This window comes from Cupriavidus sp. GW823-FHT06D04 (assembly GCF_058795055.1).
The window spans coordinates 94,728-116,237 of the sequence record NZ_JBXAHL010000010.1 but is presented as its reverse complement, the minus strand read 5'-3'; the positions used below and the strand labels follow the sequence as shown (position 1 = coordinate 116,237).

Genomic DNA, 21,510 nt, shown 5'->3' with positions numbered 1-21,510 from the left:
CGACGGCTCAAGTACTCCGAGTGCAAAAAGCTCCGCAGTGCCCCGCTTGTTGTCAGCAGGCGCTCGTCAAATGCCGACACATAGCGAGATGAAGTAACTCGGCCGCAGCCACCGCACACCGTTTGCTGGAAGATGTAAGCCCGGCGAGAGCGGGTCCCAGGAGAGGAGGCCGCCCCCCGGTTATGCCGTCAGCAAGGTAGAATCGATTGCTCTCTGAATCGCCCTGAAAGATGGCAACGGGCCAGATTACAAGGCAGCGGAACGCCGCTGCCTAATACGCAGCCACCGCCCTAGAAATAATGAACCACCAAGCCCTATCGTCCTTTATCTGGTCCGTTGCCGACCTGTTGCGCGGCGACTACAAACAATCCGAATATGGCCGCGTCATTCTGCCGTTCACCGTGCTCCGCCGCCTGGACTGCGTGCTGGAGTCGACCAAGGCGGCGGTGCTGGCCGAATTCGACGCCAAGTCCAAGGCCGGCCTCAATCCGGAGCCTTTCCTGCTGCGCCTCGTCGGCGACGCCAAGTTCTACAACACCTCGCCTCTCGACCTAGTCAAGCTGCTGGGGGACCAGGACCACATCCGCCAGAACCTGTATGCCTACATCCAGGGTTTTTCACCGGCGGCGCGCGATATCTTTGAACGGTTCGATTTCCACAGTCAGATTGAGCGCCTCGCCAAGGCCAACCTGCTTTATCTGGTGACGGAAAAGTTCGCCAATATCGACCTCCATCCGGCCACCGTGGACAACGCTCAAATGGGGCTGGTCTTCGAGGAGCTGATTCGCAAGTTCGCCGAAATCTCGAACGAGACTGCCGGGGAGCACTTCACGCCGCGCGAGGTCATCCGGCTGATGGTGAACCTGCTGTTCATCGAGGACGACGATGTGCTCACGCCCCGCAATGCCGTAGTGCGCACCATTTATGACCCGACGGCAGGCACGGGGGGCATGCTGTCGGTGGCCGGCGAATACCTGCTGGAACACAACCCGGCAGCGCGCCTGACCATGTTCGGCCAGGAGCTCAACGACGAGTCCTACGCCATCTGCAAGGCAGACATGCTCATTAAGGGCCAGGACGTCGCCAACATCGTCGCGGGAAACACTCTATCGGACGATGGCCATGGAGGCCGCAAGTTCGACTACATGCTCTCGAACCCCCCGTTTGGCGTCGAGTGGAAGAAGGTTGAGAAGGCGGTGCGCCAAGAATATGAGCAGAAAGGCTTCGACGGGCGCTTCGGGCCCGGGCTGCCACGCGTGTCCGACGGCTCGATGCTGTTCCTGATGCACCTGCTTTCGAAGATGCGCCCCGCGCAGGAGGGCGGCAGCCGCTTCGGTATCGTGCTGAACGGCTCCCCACTATTCACTGGCGGTGCTGGCAGTGGCGAAAGCGAAATCCGTCGCTATGTGCTCGAGAACGACTTGGTGGAAGCAATCGTCGGTCTGCCGACCGACATGTTCTACAACACGGGCATCTCCACCTATGTGTGGATTTTGTCAAACAAGAAGCCTCAGGACCGCAAGGGGTGGGTGCAACTCATCGACGCCTCCAGTTTCTGGCAGAAGATGCGCAAGAGCCTTGGCAGCAAGCGCAGGGAAATGAGCGACGAGCATATCGAAATGGTAACTCGGCTCTTTGGAGGTTTCCTTGAGGCAGAGCTTGCAACAGTACTAGATGCTGGCGGCAAGGAAGTCGGCCGTTATGTGGTGGCCTCCACGGCCAACGTGCCTGATGCGCCCGTTGGCGGCCAGGTCAAGCTTGCGCCCATCTCCCGCATCTTCAGGAACGAGGAATTCGGCTATACGACGATTACGGTGGAACGTCCGGTGCGCGACGAGCAAGGCCAGGTGGTACTGGGTGTCAAAGGCAAGCAGAAGGGCAAACCGCAGGCGGATAGCGCATTGCGCGATACCGAGAATGTGCCGCTCTCAGAAGACATTGGCACTTACTTCAAGCGGGAAGTATTACCGCATGCACCCGATGCCTGGGTTGACGAGGAGAAGAGCAAGGTCGGGTACGAGATTCCGTTCAACCGGCATTTCTACGTGTTTGAGCCGCCGCGCGACTTGCACACTATCGATGAAGAGTTGAAAGCTGTGTCGGCCAACATCATGAAGATGCTCGAGGAGTTGGCCGAATGAGCCTACCGCGCTATCCGAAATACAAGAGCAGTGGGGCGACGTGGCTGAGTGAAGTGCCTGCACACTGGCGGGTGACACCGCTCAAGTATCTTGTTTCCCTAAAAAGCGGCGGGACTCCCAGCAAGGATAATCGTGACTTCTGGGACGGCCACATTCCTTGGGCATCGGCAAAGGACCTTAAGTCGGAACAGCTTACCGACACGGTTGACCACATAACTGACCATGCAGTCGAATCAGGTAACGCGACCCTTGTTCCTGCAGGGACAGTTCTTGTCGTCGTGCGCGGGATGATTCTGGCGCGGACGTTCCCGGTGGCTGAAGCACTTGTACCAATGGCTATCAATCAGGACCTAAAGGGTGTTGAAGTTCGTCACGAACTACAGGGCAAATTCCTCGCTTGGCTATTGCGTGGCAGCGCCGATGAGTCTCTGCTAAGACTTGACGAAGCTGGGCACGGGACAATGGCGTTGCGGATGGATGCGTGGACATCAATGAGGCTTCCGGTACCGCCACACAACGAGCAAGCCACCATCGCCGCCTTCCTCGACCGTGAAACCGGCAAGATTGACGCGCTGATTTCCGAGCAGGAAAAGCTCCTCACGATGCTCGCAGAAAAGCGCCAGGTGACCATATCCCACGCGGTCACGCGGGGACTGAATCCCGACGCTCCGATGAAGCATGCCGGCGTGGCGTGGCTGGGCAAGGTGCCGGCACACTGGGATGTCGTGCCGCTCATGCATCTCACAAATCCGAGCCGCCCCATAATGTATGGAATCGTTCTGCCAGGACCAAATGTCGAGGGTGGCATTCCCATCGTAAAAGGAGGAGACGTCCGACCACATCGGCTTAGGGCAGAGCTCCTCAATCGCACAACGGCTGAAATCGAGGCCCCATATGCGAGGGCACGACTCCGCCCACTGGATATCGTTTATTCGATACGCGGAACAATTGGTGACGCGGAGGTAGTGCCTGACGACTTGCTAGATGCAAATATCACGCAAGATGTTGCACGCATTTCCCCTGCAGCAGGTATTCAAACACGCTGGCTTCTGTATGCAATGAAATCGAAACCGGTGTTTGTTCAGCTCGAGCAAAGGTCGCTCGGCGCAGCAGTTCGCGGTATTAATATTTTCGAACTCAAGCGCGCTCGAGTACCGGTCCCACCCAACAGTGAGCGGGATGAAATTTCTACCTATCTCGATGCAGAGATTGGCAAGCTAGATAACCTCAAAGCCGAAGCCGAGCGTGCCATAGACCTGCTAAAAGAACGCCGCAACGCCCTGATTGCTGCCGCCGTTACCGGAAAAATCGATGTGCGAGACGCAGCGCCGCAGGAGCTGGCAGCATGAGCGACATCCAGTTGTTCCGCTTGTCCGATGGCACTGCAGACGAGCTTTCGAGCCAAGCAGCGAAGCTGGAGAAGCAACTGCAAGGCCTCATTGAGACAAACATGCCGACTTTCCTCGGCGTGCGATTCCTCGCCAGCGAATACCCTACTGGCAAGACCCACAGGGGCCGCATTGATTCCTTGGGTCTCGACGAGAACGGCTGCCCCGTCATCATAGAATACAAGCGCCACAGCAACGAGAACGTCATCAACCAAGGGCTGTTCTACCTGGACTGGCTGCTGGACCATCAGGCGGAGTTCCGCTGGTTGGTAATGGAAAAGCTTGGCAAGGACGTGGCCGAGCAAATCGAGTGGGCGGGCACGCGCCTGCTATGCATCGCCGCCGATTTCACGCGCTACGACCAGCACGCCGTGCAGCAGATTCCGCGCAATATCGAACTGATTCGCTACAAGCTGTTCGGCGACGACCTGCTGTTGCTGGAACTGGTGAACGCCCAGAGCGTCCCCGACGCTACGGTGGTCAAGCCGGCGCCAGCCGAAGTACCCACCGAGCCCGACAAGCCAAAACCGGCAGGCAAAGACAAGTCTCTGGAAGAGCAGCTTGCGGTTGCTACGCCCGACATTCGCGAGTTGTACGCGCAAACGACCGGCTTCCTGACTGCGCTTGGCGACGACGTGCAGGAAAAGCGCCTGAAACTCTATACCGCCTTCCGGCGCCTGAAGAACTTCGCCTGCGTGATAGCGTATCCGAATCGCCTGCTCATGACGCTCAGGCTCGACCCGGCCTCCGTTGCGCTTGAGGAAGGTTTCAGTCGCGATGTCAGCCAGGTCGGCCACTGGGGCACCGGTGACCTCGAATTGACCCTCCACAGATTGGCGGACCTCGAACGAGCCAAACCGCTGATAGAGCGCAGTTACGCAGAAGGCTAAGAGGCGGCCCCCGCCTGCCCCATCGAAGAAGAACATCGACGCATACGGGTCAACCATGAGCAACCTGCACCAGGAACACCACTTCGAAGCGGAAATCTGCCAGTCCCTGGCAGCTAACGGTTGGTTCTATGCCGAAGGCGATGCCGCGCATTATGACCGCGCCAATGCGCTCTTCTTGCCCGACCTGCTGGCATGGATTGAGGCGACCCAGCCGGATACGTGGCAGCGCCTGACTAAGACCCATGGCCCCGCCCTCGAGGAACGCCTGGCCGAGCGGGTGCGCAAGAGCCTGAACGAGCGCGGTACGCTTGACGTGCTGCGCCGTGGCGTAGAAATGCTGGGTCTAAGGGAACCGCTTTCGCTGGTGCAGTTCAAGCCGGCACTGGCCATCAACCCGCTCATCCAACAGCACTACGCCGCCAACCGGCTGCGCGTGGTGCGCCAGGTGCGGCATTCGCCGAACCACCCACAGGATGCCCTGGACTTGGTCCTATTCGTCAACGGCATCCCGGTCGCCACAGCCGAGCTGAAGTCGGACTTCACGCAGAGCGTTAAAGATGCTGTGGACCAATACCGCTTCGACCGGCATCCCCAGCCCAAGGGCGGGCACGCAGAGCCGCTGCTGAGCTTCCCTGGCGGGGCTCTTGTGCACTTCGCCGTGAGCCAGACCGAGGTCATGATGACCACGCGCCTGGCAGGTCCGGCCACGCACTTCCTGCCGTTCAACCGGGGCAATCTCCGTGCGGCGGGCAACGCGCCGAGCCCGGACGGCTTCGCCACCGCCTACCTGTGGGAAGAAGTGTGGAGGCGCGAGAGCTGGCTCGACATCCTGCACCGCTACCTGATTGGCAAGCGCGACGACAAGAAGCAGCTGAAAAGCGTCATTTTTCCGCGCTATCACCAGCTCGATGCGACACGCAAGCTGGTGGCCGATGTGCTGGCGCAAGACCCTGGCCAGCGTTACCTGATTCAGCATTCGGCGGGCTCGGGCAAGACCAATTCGATTGCCTGGACGGCACACTTCCTCGCCGACCTGCACAACGCCGAACACCAGAAGATGTTCGACAGCGTGCTAGTGGTGTCGGACCGCACGGTGCTCGACGCGCAACTGCAGGAAGCCATCTTCGATTTCGAGCGCACGACAGGCGTGGTGGCTACCATCACCAACGAGCACGGCAGCAAGAGCGCACAACTGGGCCAGGCGCTCAAGGATGGCAAAAAAATCATCGTCTGCACCATCCAGACCTTTCCGTTCGCCTTGCAGGCGGTGCAGGAGCTGGCGGCAACCGAAGGCAAGCGCTTCGCCGTCATCGCAGACGAAGCCCACAGCTCGCAGACCGGCGAGGCAGCGGCCAAACTCAAGCAGCTGCTGTCGGCCGAAGAATGGGCCGAGCTGCAGGATGGCGGCGAAATCGACACCGAAGTGGTATTGGCCGCCCAAATGGAAGCGCGCACCGGCGCCAAGGGTCTGACCTACGTTGCTTTCACGGCCACGCCCAAGCAGAAGACGTTGGAGTTATTCGGCCGGCCCGGCCCCGACGGGCTGCCCCAGCCCTTCCACGTGTATTCGATGCGTCAAGCCATCGAGGAAGGCTTCATTCTCGACGTGCTGAAGAACTACACGACCTACAAGCTCGCCTTCAAGCTGGCCCATGACGGGCAGGAATACGACGAGACGCAGGTCGAACGCAGCGCCGCGATGAAGGGCATCATGCAGTGGGTACGGCTGCACCCTTACAACATCGCGCAGAAGGTGCAAATCGTCGTCGAGCACTACCGCGAGAACGTACAGCCCCTCCTCGAGGGCAAGGCGAAAGCCATGGTCGTGGTGGCTAGCCGCAAGGAAGCCGTGCGATGGCAGAAGGCCATTCGCGCCTATATTGAGAAGCAGAACTATCCGCTGGGCGTGCTGGTGGCGTTCTCCGGCGAAATTGACGACCCCGAGAGCTACCCGGCGCCGGTCTCCGAGACTAGCAAGGAGTTGAACCCCGGCCTCAAGGGGCGCGCCATCCGCGACGCCTTTGTCGAGCCCGAATATCATCTCCTGCTTGTTGCCAACAAATTTCAGACCGGCTTCGACCAGCCCCTGCTGTGCGGTATGTATGTCGACAAGATGCTTGGAGGCATCCAGGCCGTGCAGACCTTGTCCCGATTAAACCGCGCTCATCCTGGCAAGGACACTACCTACATCCTCGATTTCGTCAACGAGGCCGGCGACATCCTGAAGGCGTTCAAGACCTACTATGAGACCGCCGAGCTGGAGGCCACCACGGACCCGCATCACGTCTATGACCTGCGCGCCAAGCTCGACGCCATCGGCTACTACGACGAGTTCGAGGTTGACCGCGTCGTCAAGGTCGAACTGGACCCGAAAGGTACGCAGGCACAGCTGAGCACCGCCATCGCCCCGGTGGCGGACCGCTTGCTCAAGCGTTATAAGGCCGCGCAGCTGGACAAGGGCGCCGCCGAAGCCCAGCACGACGACAAAGCTGCTCAAGCTGCCAAGGACACGCTGGATGCGCTAGTCCTGTTCAAGAACGACATGGGGGCGTTTGTGCGCCTCTACGCGTTCCTGTCGCAGATTTTCGACTACGGCAATACCGATATCGAAAAGCGCTTCGTGTTCTACAAGCGCCTCATCCCGCTGCTGGAGTTCGGCCGTGAGCGCGATACCGTTGACCTTTCCAAGGTGGTGCTGACTCACCACAGCCTGAGGAACACCGGGCGCCAGCCGCTTAGCCTGAACCACGGTGAGGCGCCCAAGCTGCCGCCGATGGACGCAGTCGGCAGCGGAGCCGTGCAGGACAAGCAGAAGGCCTTCCTCGACGAAATTATCGAGAAAGTGAACGGGCTGTTCGAGGGTGAACTAACCAATGACGACCAGCTCGTGTATGTGAATGGTGTAATCAAGGGTAAGCTGCTGGAGAACGAGACACTCGTGCAGCAGGCCATGAGCAACAGCAAGGAACAGTTCGCCAATTCGCCCGACCTGAAGGATGCACTTATGAACGCTATCATGGATGCGCTCGACGCCCATAATACGATGAGCACGCAAGCGCTCGGCTCGGAACGGATACGTGAAGGGCTGAAGGAAGTGCTACTAGGCCCGGCCCAGCTCTACGAAGCACTGAGGGCGCGGCCGGCAAACCAAGCTGCTGCAGCGCGAACGTAAGATGCTTGCCGGCGTACGCGATTTGCCAATGTGAGTAATTTACGTAAGTGCCAGTCAGGGTATCCGGCCCGAGGACAATCAAGACGGCGGGCCACACCTGCAGACATTCTCTGCATGGTCGCCTGCGGTACGCCATCAATTGGCGCGAGCAGTGCGCAACGGCCCCTCGACGACTCGAGGCAGGCAGTAAGGAAGGATACTTGGATGATTTCATTCAGTCAGAACGCTTCCGTTTCTAGCATTGAGACAGCGCTCGAAGCCCTCCGAGAACCGCCAAACGTTCTCCGGATTCCTGCGAAGCTACAGTACGGTGGTCCCTTTGGCGTCGCCGGCGCGTTAGCCCAGTTCCTCGCAACCTGGTCTCGCTCCGACGCGAATGCAGAGCTGAAGCTCTACGGGAACGCCGAAGACACCGACGCGACCGCTTCACTAGCTCAAGAGCCTCATGGGATATGTGCACTCTATTTCGCTCGAGGGCTAATGGGGCCGGGCGGACAGGAGCTTGATGTAAGGCGAGCCCTTGAAGGCTCCGTTCGGCGCATCCTAGCGATGCAGGATGAACAGTATCGTGAAACGATGGGCTCTCGAGGGGTTTTCCTTGGTTGCTTTGCCCGCGCAAAGAATGAGTTTCTCGCACCGCTGTATGCCGAGCCCAAAAGAGGCGCTCTACTTAGGCGAAGTCAATATGCGGCGATGACGGCCAACGCAATCTCATCGATATCCCCCACAGCACTTCACCACATTGGCCCTGAAAATCTAAATCAAATCAGCCATTTGGTATTTGAGCTCTTCAAGAATACGGACGAACATGGGATGACGGACGCGAATGGAAAGCTCTACACGAGGAGTGTTCGCGGCGTACTGTTCAAACATATTGCGCTCTTGCATCCGGAAACAACGTCGGGGCGGCCAGCCGCAGGAGTTGGCGCCGCGATGGCTTTCGTCTCTCGAGTGTTGCAAGCAAAGCGCAAGTTCGCAGGAGAAGACGGCAAGCTGCATGCTGGTGCTCAAACACCCTTTATCGAGATTAGTGTATTCGACACAGGACTTGGTCTCGCAAAGCGCTTTTCCCGAAGGGAATCGCTAGAAGGCCTTAGCATCGACGAGGAAGTAGAGATTGTGAAGAGGTGCTTCCTGCTACATGAGACTTCCAAAGATGGGGTGGACGGTGGCTCGGGATTGACCTCGGTGCTGGCCGTTCTACGCCAGCTGAAGGCCTTTTTGTTACTCCGCACCGGCAGGGTCAGCCTTTACCAGGATTTCTCATCCGCACGCACCAGTGCGGAATTTGAGCCGAAACATTGGAATCCCTCATCGAAAGGGCTCAAAGAGATTGCTGGTGCCTCGTTCTCAATTGTCATCCCTGTGTCGATAGCATGAGCGCCGGATTCGGATTCTTCCAGTTCAGGTGGGTTGCTCCTGATGAGTCTTCCGCACCTGGCACATCTGTTCAGGTACTGTTCAAGCCTCCTGGAGTTCTCGATGAGAACTCCATGATGGAGGCAATCGCTGGGATTCTTACTTCCGTCCTTATTCCAGACGTTATTGCGGTCCAAGTTCCCAAGGAAGAAGTAGAGAACTTCAGGAAATTGTTCCGTCAACTGCCACTGCAACAAGTACGGGCGCGATGCGAAGCGAAGAAAGTGAGCCTGTATCTCACCGGCTATGGCAAGTCAGGTGAGCTGGAGAATATCCAGAATCTAGAGCATCCGCTGCCGCGCTTCAACGCGATGCTTCGTAGGTACAAGACTGAAATAGACTCGTCGGGGCTAGCGGAGCTATTTAAGCCAGATGACGTTCTGGTAGAAGCGCCCACTGGTTTCACCTTTGTGAAGCCATCCGGTTCTCGGCTGCGATATTTCATTCGCCCTGAAGAGGTGCTGACGCACAGCGAGAGCGTGCAGTTTCTCGCTTACTGTATCCTCCCAAGGATTGCGAAACGTGATGAGCGGTTGCGAGGAGCATTGCGGACGATTTACGTCGATTCGATGGCCATTTCGACTGTAGCGTTTGCTTTAAGAGAGATGCTCTGTGCCGGAACGACAATGGAGTTGCCGCGTATTGAGAGTTTCCACTCTCACGGTGGACTGGAGGCAATGGAACGGCCCACTGAGGGGGAATCGTTCTGCATAATCTCGGCATCCTCCTCCATGAGTCTCGAAAGAGCTTGGATGAAGAAGGCAAGGTGCACACCTGACGAGGTTGTTACGCTCTTGACGTTTGAACAAGCGGAAGGATGCGACCATGCTCTTCATCGCCTAGAACGCCCTCCTGGCATCCAGGATGAAGCAGAACTCGGTCCGCTAAAGGATGTCCGAATCGTCGGCGAGCGCTTTTTGCCAGAGCGGATTGGTATCAAGAAGGTCTTGCTTAGCAAGACTCACCACGACCTGCAGGTGGTGCGCGACTTTAGCGAGGCGCTAACGCGCTCGCTGTTGCCCTACCAGGGTGATGGCACCTCGCGCCTGAGGCCAGTATTCATTGAAGGCGACAAGCTAGTTCGGGACCCGACATTCCAGGAATGGGTGCGCAGAAACCTTGCGCAAAAGGTTCCCGTATCAATCCAGGGAATCGTGCACCAAGACGATGATGCCTCTCGTGCGATGGCTCTCTTGTGTCAGGAGGTGCTCGCGAACGACCACGGTGCAAGATTGCATATGGAGCCCATTGCAGCCAAGGGCCTGGCCACTGCGCAGCTTGTTTCGGACAGAGGATTGCTGGTCGTGGCTGCTGCGGTCGGTAGAGGCTCACAAGTCTTATCAATTAGCAGAGATTTACGCGAATCACATAAGGGTGGAGCTCGGACTTACCTCATAGGAGCACAAATCACAGAGCTTTCCGAGCAAATCATCTCCCTTGCGAGCAATCTGAAGTTTTCTGCCACTAAGGCAAACATCCAAGTAGAGGTCTATCGAAAGCTTAGCATTGGCTCGGCAGCCGCAAAGAGCTTTGATGTGGAGGCGCGGTGGTTATTGGCGCACCAAGACCAACTGCCTCAAAGCTTGATGACGCGCCTTGACCAGTTGCAGGAGTTCAATATCCCTAGTGCGGAGGAACTCTTTCTCCCTGCCGGAGTGAACCTCAATAGCCGACTTGAGCTACGTAAGGATTTCGCATTCTGGCGTGATGGGAAGTATCAGGCCGGGGCCCATAACGCTGTCGCCGTGTTCGCCACAGCGTGCGCCTTGCTCCAAAATGCACGGGAGAACACAAAGATTGAGTCAGAGCAGCGACTCAGCGGCGTTTCATTTCAGCAGGTAGTCCTTCACCCGGAGAACTTCGCCCGCTACAACGATGGCGTCATTCAAGCGGCTCTGCTAAGAGCAGCATTTCCCAGTGAGCTCGACTATTCCTCAGACGAGGAACTGAGCCGGAATATGAGAGATTTTCTAAGGAAGGTATTTCAGACTCGGGCCCGTTCACAAGGGGAGGCAGCCCTCGAGTTCGCCATGGCGCTTGCGACCGGTAGAATGAAGTTGACAGCAGGGCACGCGTCCGATGTCAAACAGACTGTAATTGACGCCGTTCAGGAAACGAGTGAGTTGGACTCTGCTATGCACGTGCTATTTGACCTACAAGTTGGGACATCGATGCAGTTCTAAATCGACGAGCCGGTGAGTTCCACCTAGCACTAACCGGCTGGGAAAGGTTTGAGCGTGACCGGCTGCAGTCTCCTGTCGCCAGTCGTATGCTGGTCTCTATTCGGTAGGACGCGGTGACAATTACCATAGTCTCTGCCAGCGCTGGCGAAGCGTCGTCCTGCAGTCGCAAGTCGCATCGGGGCCGCTGGTCATCCACCGCAAGTGTGGACGCGCAAAGGAGGCTACAGCAGTCGAGCCTGCCGCTGTAGCGAAGTCGACGCCGCCTCCGACAATAAGCCTGAGGAACTGTGCAGCAAGCAGTGTGCCGGCTGCAGCGGATACGAATCCTACGGACATCTGTGGCTGCGCCGCCGCAAAGCGGTCAAGGTCACTTTGTGCCAGTTGCCCACATCCTGCCGCCTCGAGCAGACGCTGAAGTTCGTCGATTTTGATGGCGTGCTCTTCACAGAACAACGCTCTCTGCTCCGGCGTCATTGACCGTGCTGCTTCCAGCCGTTCGTGGACAATTACGTTGCGCTGCCGTAGAGGGTTATGGCATTTGAGACAGGCGTGCGGTCCCCTCAAGTTGTACGTGGTGACCTTGGCAGTCAGGCCATCAGTGCTGCCACCGACAATCACATGGGGCAGGGCATTCTGTAACGCGTGACGCGCCGGATTTTCGTCGACGCAGGACAAGACAAGTGGGTAGCGATACTGACGTTCGTGTTCTGCGACAACATCATTGGCGGCCATCCGTCCTCCAGAAGAAGCATGTTCTTCCCACCAGCAATCTCGTTGATGGCATTCAATGCCGCAGGCCTTAAGATATTCCCCCAGTATCTCGACTTTCGACACACCTTCTTGCTTCCTGTGTGAGAGTACGTAGCGGTTGTCGTTCGTCAAATCGAGTGAGTCATGGTCGACTGCAGTGCACGAGCCTTTCAACTCGGAACTGCCAATGCACAGCGCTACGGCTTGGGCGACTGCTCCCGCACCCGCGAAATAGAAGTGCGGCAGACTGGGCAATGAGCTGCGCTGGGGCCCGTCAGCGAGAGCGTGCCATGTGCTTCCTATAGACATAGTCCATGCCGAGCCAAAGAGCTCGTCAATGTGGTCGCCTTTGCCTGGCTTCATGCCACGGAAGAGCTTGAATACCTCGGCCGATGCATAGCACGCGGCTAGATAAGGGCCTATTGATAGGGTACTTGCTGGCGCTTTAGCCGGATGTGAGCCTGACACACCGACGTAGTAGCGCCAGCCATCAGCGTATAGCCGCCAAGACTTCCCGGACTCTGGCGCAGCAGGGCCACTTCCGATAATCAGATAAACATCACATTGACATTGGGGCGTCCAGCGACTAACAGCCACGTGTGTTCCGCTGACCAAGCGGACGCACTCGATAAGCGCGTCCGCAAGTTGGTCGCGAGCGCCGAACGGAGCCACTGCACGATGAAGAGACGAGGATGGGACGTCGAAAACAATCTTCTCCACGACGCCGAATTGGCGACAGAGGAGGTTGACCAGCATCCATGCCAAGTGTTGGCCTCCGACCGACGCTGCCATCTCAGCGTCGAGGCGTATACACACCCGCCCCTGCCGAGTGGACTCTCGTCCCTCCAATACGCCTTGAGGGTCCGGTCGAAAGTGCCGGTCGGAGAGCTTGTCGATTTCAGAGTTCATCGAAGGTCCACCACGCGCACTGGAAGGTGCTCAAAAAAGACGACGCGGCGCTCGGCGTCGTCTTGTGGGAGCAGGTGCCAGTAGTTATCAATGTATTCATGGACCCCCACGTGCCTAGCCCAGGGGCCCGACCAGCGCCCATACCGAGGGAGTACGATAGATAGCGCGCGCCGGCTCGGGGTCATGTGGTCGTCATAGCGCGAGTGTTCCACGTCATGGCCAGGATGCGAATGAATCGCGGCGACAACGGTCCACTTCTGCGGGCGGGCCACGGCGGCTACCTCAAGCATGGCGTCGCCCGGCACCTCGTAGTTTCGAGTTCGGTTGATTTGCCTCGGGATTACGACAGCAGCGACGCTACCATTGCCTAGGGCGTCGAACTCCCCCAGCCAGAAGCACGCAGCTTCGACATCGCCTGCCCCCTGCAACGCCTGAATTGTTGAAACCAACGCGCCTGAGGGGGCACGGGCGATTCGACCGCTTGCACGGTAGGGAGTTGGTGGCTTAGGGCGCGATAAAGTACCTTCATCCATGTTCACTGCGTCGAACGCCCTTTGTAGAATGTTGGCGCCAGACCGCTCTTAATGGCGGCGATGGTGCTCATGAAATTCATCCGGTCTGGGTTCCAAATGTTTTCCTGAGCGACATCATGGTTGACCTTATAGAACTCCAGGGTTGTTGAGGAACAGATGAGCTGGCCGCTGTTGTTGTAGTTCGGGTGGAAGTGGATTGTCGGTGAGCTCTCGCACTTCGGAACCCACTGCACGTCTTGCGGGTAGGTGTAGGCTAGCGTTAGCGGATTGACAAACTGCGCACTCGGTGGCCCCTTGGGGTAGTGGTCGAAAAACAGCCGCAAAAGGTACCAATCGACTTGCCCGTGCTGGCCTTTCGCGAATAACGGGACGAGTAGTGTCAGGTCATCCGGCTTTGCCCAACCCCGTTCAGCCAACCCCCTCTCGCCTAAAGCCTTGGCCAGGTCCCGTTCAAAAGCGTCTTTCCCGGCGTGAATGTCCTGAACTGGCATTGGGGCAATCATGCGGAGGCTCCGCCCGTCGGGCCAACGATTTGAAATTTGCGAGTCTTGACAGCCTTGTCGTCCTGAAGCTGTCGGAACGTGAAGGCCACGTATGGCATAGCATCCACGCCATCCGCAGTTTGAAGTCGGTCATCTGCGCGCCGCGCTTCCCCAAGCTCCGTGTAAGCACGGTTCCATGCGTGCTCTAGCGTGTCGTCCCACTTGACGTGAAATTTCACCTCTTGAAGGGACGCGATGTGCTCAAACTCAACTTGCGGCCCCTGTGGTTTGTCGCCTTCTGCGACGGCAGCTTCGGGCTGAGGTGCTTCTTGGGTCATCACAACTCCTTTGTCCTAAAAGTGTCAAATGAATCACGTCCACACGAAGCTTGTTGACCTGCATGGCAAGCCGGTGGGACACTCCGTCTTACATGAGAGACAGTTTCCCACGGGTCGTCTCGCATGTCAAACGCAATCCGTTTTATTTGTAAGACAGAGGAGCACGTGGACCACGTCAATATTGATGCCTTGGCAGACCGGATACTTGAGAAGAGAGACGGACGAGGTGTAAGAGAGGCCGCCCGAGAGGTTGGAATCAGCCCTGCTACGCTATCGAGAGTCGAGAACAAGAAGATTCCGGACCTTGAGACCTTTGGGAAGATTTGCGCTTGGTTGGGAGCCGACCCAGCGCAATTTCTCGGGCTAGCGCCAGTGCAAGGCGCGGGAACAAGAGCGCAGGTTCACTTCAAGAAGGAAGTCGCCATCCGGCAGGACAGCGCCAAAGCGCTGAGCGAGATGATTCTGCTCGCACAGAAAGCTCTACAAGAAGAAGAGGTATAGATACAACTGTGCAGCGAGGATTCAAAGCCTGGTCCGAGCGATATTCGGCCGAGGTGAGGGAAGAACTTGGCCTGAGTTCGAGAGCGCCTCTAGCGCCGCGAGCGCTTGCAGCCCATCTAGGCATTCGAGTTTGGACGCCTCACGATGTGCCAAGACTCACAGAGAAACACTTAGAGGTCCTGTTGCGCAACGACGGGTCGACGCCAAGCTGCTGGTCCGCCGTAACACTTGTTGTAGGCACCAAGACGTTGGTCATCCTGAACTCCTCCCACTCTCCGGGGAGGCAAGCGAACGACCTCATGCATGAACTGGCCCACCGAATCAGGAACCATCAGCCTCATGAGATGGACGTCTCCTCGGAAGGGTTGATGCTTCTTAAGGGTTACGACAAAGAGCAAGAAGAGGAAGCAGACTGGCTCGCTGGCACGCTTTTACTCCCTCGAGACGCCCTCGTTGCGATAAAGCAGCGGCAACTCGAACCGGCAGAGGCCGCTGACACGTATGGCGTTAGTCAGCGAATGTTGACATATCGGATGTCCATGACCGGCGTGAACCGCCAGTTCCGCTAGCGTTTCGCATTTGTTCGTTGTATCCCCCGGTGGAGTCCTACGTGTAACGGAAGGGTGGCTTCGCGACTCAAGGGTGCCAGTAGCCGACACAAAAAAATCCCCGACAGGCTTGTTCGGGGGATTTCTTATTGGGTTACCCACCAGGACCGACGACCTGCTCCAAGGCATCGCGATTGGGGCAGTCGCGACTACTTAATCAAGAGCTTGCGCCTTGTCACATGCCTGGTGGGCTGAATTCGTGGGCACTCTGCGGTACGTCGATGGTGTGTTCGTACTTCAGTTCGTGCGCAAGGTATTCCTCCATTGACACGACGATTGCCTCTTGCCTCGGGGACACACCGAACACAGAGGCATAGGATGTTGAGCCGATGGCGCCGCTGCCCCTTCCGTCGGCAATCTTTAGCTTCAGCAGCGCGTTCAGATACGAGTTGAAATCATCTATCGAGGTACCCGCCGCAAACATTTGTTCAATTGATTCAGCGGGGCTTTTCGAAAAGTAAGTGTGCGCTACAAGCCCGAACCCCGTTGCCATGTCAGGTTGTCGCGGCACTTCGTGGCCGTGCACAATGAAATGATGAGCATCATGGCTTCTCAGTGAAACTGTTGCTGAGTCAAAATCCGCAAACTTTGTGCGTTCCGAAGACAATGCACTGCGGTCGCGTTTGAACTCGATGAGCAGCAGCTTCGAATCACTCGCAAAGATGCCGTCGCCGCCGGCCTCGTGACGTCCGGCGACAGGCGCAGCGAAGTCCAGCAGCTCTCTAGTTTGCAAGATAAAAGCGTATTCAACCGTCTTTTCCCACCAGATGAGCGACATCAGGATATATCCGACAAGGTAGTTGAGACAGCGCTTGTAGTCGTCCGTCCCAATGGTTTCAATGCGGCTATAACGACCTACGGCAGGCGAATCTTGAGGTCAGGCGAGCTTCTGCATGCCTGAAGTCCAGACAAATGCTGGCAGGCCGTTCACGAACAGCTGCAGGTCAGGCCGGAACAAGTCGCCGTCGGCCTTCTTGCCGACGTATTGGTACTTGTTCGGACGGCTGGCTCGTGAACGCAGCTCTTGCCTTCTTATATCGCTGTTTCTGTCGGCCGACTGCGATACCAGACCTCATTGCAACCGCTGTCCTTGTCCACCTGCTTGCGAATTTCGAACTGACGCGATTCGTGGACAACCTGCCGCCAGCTACCACAGCCATACCGTAGCGGCTGCTGGTCCGGATGCTGCTCGCGTATCCATGCCGTGGCGGCATTGAGCTTCGTCCAGCCATTTGTGGCGAATCTGGACTCCGCCTCCCGGAGACAGGAGACGGCCCTGCTTGTTGGCCAATCCACTGACCCATCCGGCCGGATACCATTCGCTAGGAAGTCCCTATAGGCCGGGGTCGCTGTGAACGACGCCATCTGCGCCCATACCTCCTGCATGGACTGCACCCAACCACGAAGGGTGAGGAAATGGCCATCGATGGTCTCGAAACTGGCATCGAGGTGAGCGTCGGCGGCGGTGCAGCCATCTACTTCCCAGATGTTGAATCGTTGCAGAAAGTGATGGACTAGCTCATTGCGCAGGTCTACCAGTTCCTTTAGCGCCGTCTTCATGGACTCATAGCGTTCCGGGTCCAACTCAATCTGAGAACGGAATCGGACCCAAAGGCCGCCATCGCCCGACTCGTCTTCGCTAGCGGCATCGTCACCCTGGCTTGGGGTCAGATAGTTGTCGGTAAGCATGCCCACCAGCGTACCCAGGGTCTGTTTCTGAACACTTGCCACCTGTGCGTCACGGATGGCCTGCAACCGAGCGGGTGGCCCTGCAATGTCGCGATGGGCGACGAGCGACTTGAGGAGGACTTCGTACTGCTGGAGACGAAGCAGGCAGCGCCCGAGCTTGCGCTGCACGGTGCGCTGCAAGTCGAGCAGGGCATCGGGATTGGCTGATGTTAGTGAGGCCATACCATTATTGAAGCCGTACCAAGGTGGCGCGCGATGACGTTGGACTGATGCGTCCCGCGCAACTCCGGACCGTGGAGTAGATTGTGCCGTGCGGCCGCAGGAAATTGCTACTCGGTGACGGCAGCCCACTCCCAGACATCGCGCGCCAAGAGGCCTGGGTCATCGTGTGCCGAGACCACAAAGCCTTGCTGCTCCAAGCGCCAGCTTTGCTCGCCAAGGATGTCCTCAATACGGTCCAGCTCAGATGGTGGCATGGCCTCCTTCGTTGGAGTCATCACGAACAGACCCAACCGGTCGTCTTGTAAATCCCTTACGCGTGCGTACGTTGCAAGGTCCCGGGAGGCACGAAGGAAGTTCAATTCAACGCTGGTTGGCGTCTTATAGACCGCAGATATGACGCTACCAGCCCTGCCGGAAGGCTCCAAATTGAACTCAAGCCAATGGGATTGCCCGGTAGTACGGTCCACCACTGCCCGTTGCGGCGGACTACTAATGCGCTCGAAAGACAGCCCTGCAATTCGTTTGAGCTCGTCATCGACAAGTCGGCGGACAGCTGCGTTGTCTAGAGTGACGAAATCGCGTTCCTTGCGCTCTTCTCGCGGAATGAACGGTATGACGTCCAAATAGAGTCGGCTGAGGACCGCGTCAATAGAGGTACCTGCTGTAGGCCACAGGTCGCCCAGCATCACCATTCCACTATCAAACTGCGTATCAGCGAGAGCAACATTGAGCTTCTTGGCACGCGTTAGTGTCTGCTCAGCAGCTTCAATGAGTGAGCGAATCTCAGCCGCGTCGTCGCGGCCGTAGATGCAGTCAAACTTACTCAGGTCATCGAGCAAGCGAAAGACAAAGCTGCCGTCTTGATAGGCTACGGCCACTCCTACTGTGTACCGTTGCCGAGCAAACGCATCTGGCTGCAGTTCAATCGTTGCCCACACGCCTTCGAACGCAGCCTTGGGCACCGCTACAGTGTGCTTCCGCAGATGAGCATAGGGGTCGTCCCCCGCGGACAAGAACATGCTAGTCATACGATGCGTCCTAGTTCGTTGGCGAGCCAATCTGACTGCGCGCGCTGTCCCAAGAACTGCAGAATAGCAGTAGCCGCTGCCGCCCCCTGAATTGGGTCGGCAACCATCGTGGTAATGAACTGTTGTAGAGAGGGTGACACCTTTAGGAAAGCCTGTTCGTGCTGTTGCGATGCCACAACCATTGCGGATTCAAAATTCATATAGCCAGCACTCTTGAGCATTGCTCGAGCCTGAGCTTGAAGGCTCTGCTGCACGCAAGAGATTCCGCTAGCCACCCAGACCAATGTATATAGGATGAATTCGTTGTCGATGGGGATGTAGTCGCCGGCGTTCGTGCGCAGAAAGTTCCCAGTGTGCCGGTCTTGGTTCTCGACCCACACGTCGAAGGCGGCAATCCGTGCGACATCCTGGTGGCTAAACGCCCGCTTAGTCCGAAAGGCCGCAAGCCAATTCCAGCGACTGGTAATGTGCTTTCCAGGGACTACGGATGAGCAGAACGCTAGCGCGTGGTCGTAGCCCATCCAGTGTTGGTCGAGCGGCATGCACTGCCGGAGCTTCTGGACTGGAAGATGTAGGAGAGCTGCGAACTTTGGGCGCGGTAGGTCGAGAGAATCGGCCATCAGCCAGGCAAGTCCCTCGGTAAATGCCATAGGGTTGCCAGTCGGCGCAGCTTTTACGAAGCATTTGTGCTCTTGCCCCGCGTGGTCAACGATTAGCGCTTGGTGCGTGGTGTGGTTCTGCCCTTTGCTCGCAGGGGCGCTACGAAACTCTCGCCAAGCCGAATCCGGCAGGATTGGAATCATCGGGCCCTCCGGCCTGTGGCTCACTCGGCACAAATGATATACCGTAAAACACTTTACCTGCTCCCCTCTGAAGTCGGCTTTAGAGTCAAACTGCCAGCCGGCCGCCGGCAGTTCAAGTTGAGGGGAGGGTTGACGCTGGCCGGTCTTAGGGTACAGCGCGCATCCTTTGCACGATGCGACACATTATGGGTTCGCTGACGCACGATACGACATCTAATGGGTATTTTTCGCCTGCAATTAAGTGCTCGATACGACGCTGCACAGGTTCAAAAGCGACAACTTGTGGGTTTCGTGGGCGACATCATTTGAGTATCTCCACAATGCCGGTCGTGGACACGCGTGCCGGGCCGAAGCCCGATACCGTCATGCAGCCAGGGCGGTCTTCCATAGCACCATCGCGCCGATGTTCAGCCCGACGGTTCCCCAGAAAATTGCCTGGAACGCCGCCTTGCGGTTCTTGTGCCGAAGCAGATGTTGGGCGGCCAGCGCGCCTGGCCAGCCGCCGCAGAGTGCGAGCAGGTGCAGATGGGCTTCAGGGATGCGCCATGCGTCGCGGCGGGCGCGCGCCTTGTCCTCCGCGTAGGCCAGGAACGCGATGATGCTGGCGAGGAGGCTGGCGATGCCGACCTGCCGGGGCAGGTAGCCACCGAGGGCACAGGCGGTGATGACCACCACGGCCGCGAGGCCGGCCAGCGCTGGCAGCCAGCTTGCCTCTTCGGCCTGCCTGGGCGCGCCGGCGATGGCGACGTCAAGCGCCTGTATCCGGCCATCCTTCCCCCTGGAGAGTACGAAGCTGACTCGGTCGCCGGGCTTGGGCGTCACGGCGCGCGTTTGCAATGCCGTGATGTGGAAGAAGACATCTTTCGTGTCCGCATGGACGTTGATGAAGCCGAAACCCTTCTCGGCATGCCACGATTTGATGCGACCCGCTTTTCGCATATCTTTGCCGAGTGTTGGTATGAGGCAGCAAGTGTAGGCGAAGACCTGCGGCCGGCCACCGTCAGTTCGTTCCGGCGGGAGCCGGGGGCGCTTCCCGGCGCGGGCTCCGGCATGCGATCGTCGCCGCGCAGCGGGCGCAGAGGCGCTTGCTATGATACGGCCATGACCGACGACCTAGTCATCCCCCATCACGAATACCTGATCACGGCGATCCGGGCGCAGGGTGCGGGAGGCCAGAACATCAACAAGGTGTCCAATGCCGTGCACCTGCGCTACGACGTGCATGCCTCCTCGCTCGCGCCCGACCACAAGGAGCGCCTGCTGGCGCTGCATGACCACCGCATCACGCGCGACGGCGTGGTGGTGATCAAGGCGCAGCAGTTCCGCAGCCTCGACCAGAACCGCGACGAAGCGGTGCGGCGGCTGCACGAACTGGTGCGCAGCGTGGCCACGCCGCCGCGCGTGCGCCGGCCCACGCGGCCGACGCTGGCCTCGCGCCGGCGCCGGCTGGACAGCAAGAGCCAGCGCGGCCAGGTCAAGTCGCTGCGCGGCCGGGTGTTCGAATAGCGTCTGGTATCAGCGCGCCGATTGCAGCGCGGCAATGCGCTGCTCGATCGGCGGGTGGCTGGAGAACAGCGCCATCCACGACTTGCCGCCGGCAATGCCCATCGCCTGCATGTTCTGCGGCAGGCCATCCGGCTCCAGGCCGCCCAGGCGGCGCAGCGCCGCCACCATCGGCGTGGGCGTGCCCATCATGCCGGCCGCGCCCGCATCGGCACGGAATTCGCGGCGGCGCGAGAACCAGGCCACGATGATGCTGGCCAGGATGCCGAACACGATTTCGCAGATGACCACCGTGACCATGTAGCCGATGCCCGGGCCGCTCGATTCCTCATCGTTCTTGCGCAGCATCGAATCGACGAAGTAGCCGACCACGCGCGCCAGGAAGATCACAAACGTGTTGACCACGCCCTGGATCAGCGTCAGCGTGACCATGTCGCCGTTGGCCACGTGTGCGACCTCGTGCGCCAGCACCGCTTCCACTTCTTCATGGGACATCGATTGCAGCAGGCCGGTGGACACCGCTACCAGCGAACTGTTCCTGGTCGCGCCGGTGGCGAAGGCATTGGGTTCGCCATCGTAGATGGCGACTTCCGGCATCGGCAGGCCGGCGCGCTGCGCCAGTTTTTCGACGGTCTGCACCAGCCACAACTCGGTGCTGGTGCTGGGATGGGTGATGACCTGCGCGCCGGTCGACCACTTGGCGATGGTCTTGGACATCAGCAGCGAGATAAAGGCGCCACCGAAGCCCATCAGGGCGGCGAACGCCAGCAGCGTGCCCAGGTTCAGGCCGTTGGCGGTCAGGAAGCGGTTCACCCCCAGCACGCTGGCGGTGATGCTGAGGACAAGCATGACGGCGAGGTTGGTCGCCAGGAAAAGCAATACGCGTTTCATGTGTGTGTGGAGCAGTGGTGTGTAGGGCGGTACAGCCAGGATGCGGACGGGCCGCAGACG

General features: G+C 58.4%; 19 protein-coding genes. 9 read left to right on the top strand and 10 right to left on the bottom strand.

Annotation, left to right across the window (positions count from 1 at the left end; translation table 11 throughout):
- Positions 1–299 precede the first annotated feature (299 nt).
- The 6 genes from AC1Q7H_RS15320 to AC1Q7H_RS15295 all read left to right on the top strand — a co-directional run bounded on the left by AC1Q7H_RS15320 (position 300) and on the right by AC1Q7H_RS15295 (position 11,193).
- Positions 300–2,141, top strand: coding sequence for a type I restriction-modification system subunit M (locus AC1Q7H_RS15320; protein ID WP_492381446.1), 1,842 nt, complete (start codon positions 300–302; stop codon positions 2,139–2,141).
- A complete protein-coding gene (locus AC1Q7H_RS15315) occupies positions 2,138–3,490 on the top strand; it encodes a restriction endonuclease subunit S (RefSeq protein WP_492381445.1) in 1,353 nt (450 codons plus the stop codon). Before AC1Q7H_RS15320 ends, AC1Q7H_RS15315 begins: the two co-directional genes overlap by 4 nt.
- Positions 3,487–4,419, top strand: coding sequence for a DUF5655 domain-containing protein (locus tag AC1Q7H_RS15310; protein ID WP_492381444.1), 933 nt, complete (start codon positions 3,487–3,489; stop codon positions 4,417–4,419). Before AC1Q7H_RS15315 ends, AC1Q7H_RS15310 begins: the two co-directional genes overlap by 4 nt.
- A gap of 55 nt (positions 4,420–4,474) precedes the next feature.
- A complete protein-coding gene (locus tag AC1Q7H_RS15305) occupies positions 4,475–7,591 on the top strand; it encodes a type I restriction endonuclease subunit R (protein WP_492381443.1) in 3,117 nt (1,038 codons plus the stop codon).
- A gap of 204 nt (positions 7,592–7,795) precedes the next feature.
- A complete protein-coding gene (locus tag AC1Q7H_RS15300) occupies positions 7,796–8,971 on the top strand; it encodes a hypothetical protein (RefSeq protein WP_492381442.1) in 1,176 nt (391 codons plus the stop codon).
- A 113-nt stretch (positions 8,972–9,084) separates the two neighbouring features.
- Positions 9,085–11,193 (top strand): hypothetical protein, encoded by a 2,109-nt coding sequence (locus AC1Q7H_RS15295; protein WP_492381441.1) that lies wholly within the window; start codon positions 9,085–9,087, stop codon positions 11,191–11,193.
- 120 nt (positions 11,194–11,313) lie between these two features.
- Here the strand turns inward: AC1Q7H_RS15295 and AC1Q7H_RS15290 are convergent, their stop codons facing one another.
- The 4 genes from AC1Q7H_RS15290 to AC1Q7H_RS15275 are packed head-to-tail and all read right to left on the bottom strand — an operon-like array spanning position 11,314 to position 14,205.
- A complete protein-coding gene (locus tag AC1Q7H_RS15290; protein ID WP_492381440.1) occupies positions 11,314–12,852 on the bottom strand; it encodes a ThiF family adenylyltransferase in 1,539 nt (512 codons plus the stop codon).
- Positions 12,849–13,385, bottom strand: coding sequence for a Mov34/MPN/PAD-1 family protein (locus AC1Q7H_RS15285; protein WP_492381439.1), 537 nt, complete (start codon positions 13,383–13,385; stop codon positions 12,849–12,851). Before AC1Q7H_RS15285 ends, AC1Q7H_RS15290 begins: the two co-directional genes overlap by 4 nt.
- 2 nt (positions 13,386–13,387) lie before the next feature.
- Positions 13,388–13,888, bottom strand: coding sequence for a hypothetical protein (locus tag AC1Q7H_RS15280; protein ID WP_492381438.1), 501 nt, complete (start codon positions 13,886–13,888; stop codon positions 13,388–13,390).
- Positions 13,885–14,205: a hypothetical protein gene (locus AC1Q7H_RS15275; protein WP_492381437.1), complete on the bottom strand. Its 321-nt coding sequence runs from the start codon at positions 14,203–14,205 to the stop codon at positions 13,885–13,887. The genes AC1Q7H_RS15280 and AC1Q7H_RS15275 overlap by 4 nt, the downstream gene beginning before the upstream one ends.
- A 165-nt stretch (positions 14,206–14,370) precedes the next feature.
- On the opposite strand from AC1Q7H_RS15275, the gene AC1Q7H_RS15270 reads away from it, so the two are divergent.
- The gene (locus tag AC1Q7H_RS15270) at positions 14,371–14,706 is read left to right on the top strand and encodes a helix-turn-helix domain-containing protein (protein WP_492381436.1); all 336 of its coding nucleotides are present in this window, start codon (positions 14,371–14,373) and stop codon (positions 14,704–14,706) included.
- Between the two features lie 8 nt (positions 14,707–14,714).
- Entirely contained in the window at positions 14,715–15,275 is a 561-nt protein-coding gene (locus tag AC1Q7H_RS15265; RefSeq protein WP_492381435.1) for an ImmA/IrrE family metallo-endopeptidase, read from the top strand.
- A gap of 214 nt (positions 15,276–15,489) precedes the next feature.
- Here AC1Q7H_RS15265 and AC1Q7H_RS15260 read toward each other — a convergent pair whose 3' ends face one another.
- The 5 genes from AC1Q7H_RS15260 to AC1Q7H_RS15240 all read right to left on the bottom strand — a co-directional run bounded on the left by AC1Q7H_RS15260 (position 15,490) and on the right by AC1Q7H_RS15240 (position 19,995).
- Positions 15,490–16,092, bottom strand: a complete 603-nt coding sequence (locus AC1Q7H_RS15260; protein WP_492381434.1) for a hypothetical protein — start codon at positions 16,090–16,092, stop codon at positions 15,490–15,492.
- Between the two features lie 254 nt (positions 16,093–16,346).
- Entirely contained in the window at positions 16,347–17,225 is an 879-nt protein-coding gene (locus AC1Q7H_RS15255) for an OST-HTH/LOTUS domain-containing protein (RefSeq protein ID WP_492381433.1), read from the bottom strand.
- Between the two features lie 107 nt (positions 17,226–17,332).
- On the bottom strand, positions 17,333–18,253 hold the full coding sequence (locus AC1Q7H_RS15250; protein ID WP_492381432.1) for a hypothetical protein: 921 nt from the start codon (positions 18,251–18,253) through the stop codon (positions 17,333–17,335).
- On the bottom strand, positions 18,250–19,056 hold the full coding sequence (locus AC1Q7H_RS15245) for a HipA family kinase (RefSeq protein WP_492381431.1): 807 nt from the start codon (positions 19,054–19,056) through the stop codon (positions 18,250–18,252). Before AC1Q7H_RS15245 ends, AC1Q7H_RS15250 begins: the two co-directional genes overlap by 4 nt.
- A gap of 363 nt (positions 19,057–19,419) precedes the next feature.
- Positions 19,420–19,995 carry a DUF1294 domain-containing protein gene (locus AC1Q7H_RS15240; RefSeq protein ID WP_041228238.1) on the bottom strand — a complete coding sequence of 192 codons (576 nt, stop codon included), beginning with the start codon at positions 19,993–19,995 and terminating at the stop codon, positions 19,420–19,422.
- Positions 19,996–20,157: 162 nt separating this feature from the next.
- Here AC1Q7H_RS15240 and arfB point away from each other — a divergent pair, with 162 nt between their 5' ends.
- Positions 20,158–20,562, top strand: coding sequence for an alternative ribosome rescue aminoacyl-tRNA hydrolase ArfB (gene arfB / locus AC1Q7H_RS15235; RefSeq protein ID WP_018310122.1), 405 nt, complete (start codon positions 20,158–20,160; stop codon positions 20,560–20,562).
- Positions 20,563–20,571: 9 nt separating this feature from the next.
- On the opposite strand, the gene htpX is transcribed toward arfB, so the two are convergent.
- Positions 20,572–21,450, bottom strand: a complete 879-nt coding sequence (gene htpX, locus AC1Q7H_RS15230; protein WP_013958356.1) for a protease HtpX — start codon at positions 21,448–21,450, stop codon at positions 20,572–20,574.
- Positions 21,451–21,510: the final 60 nt, after the last annotated feature.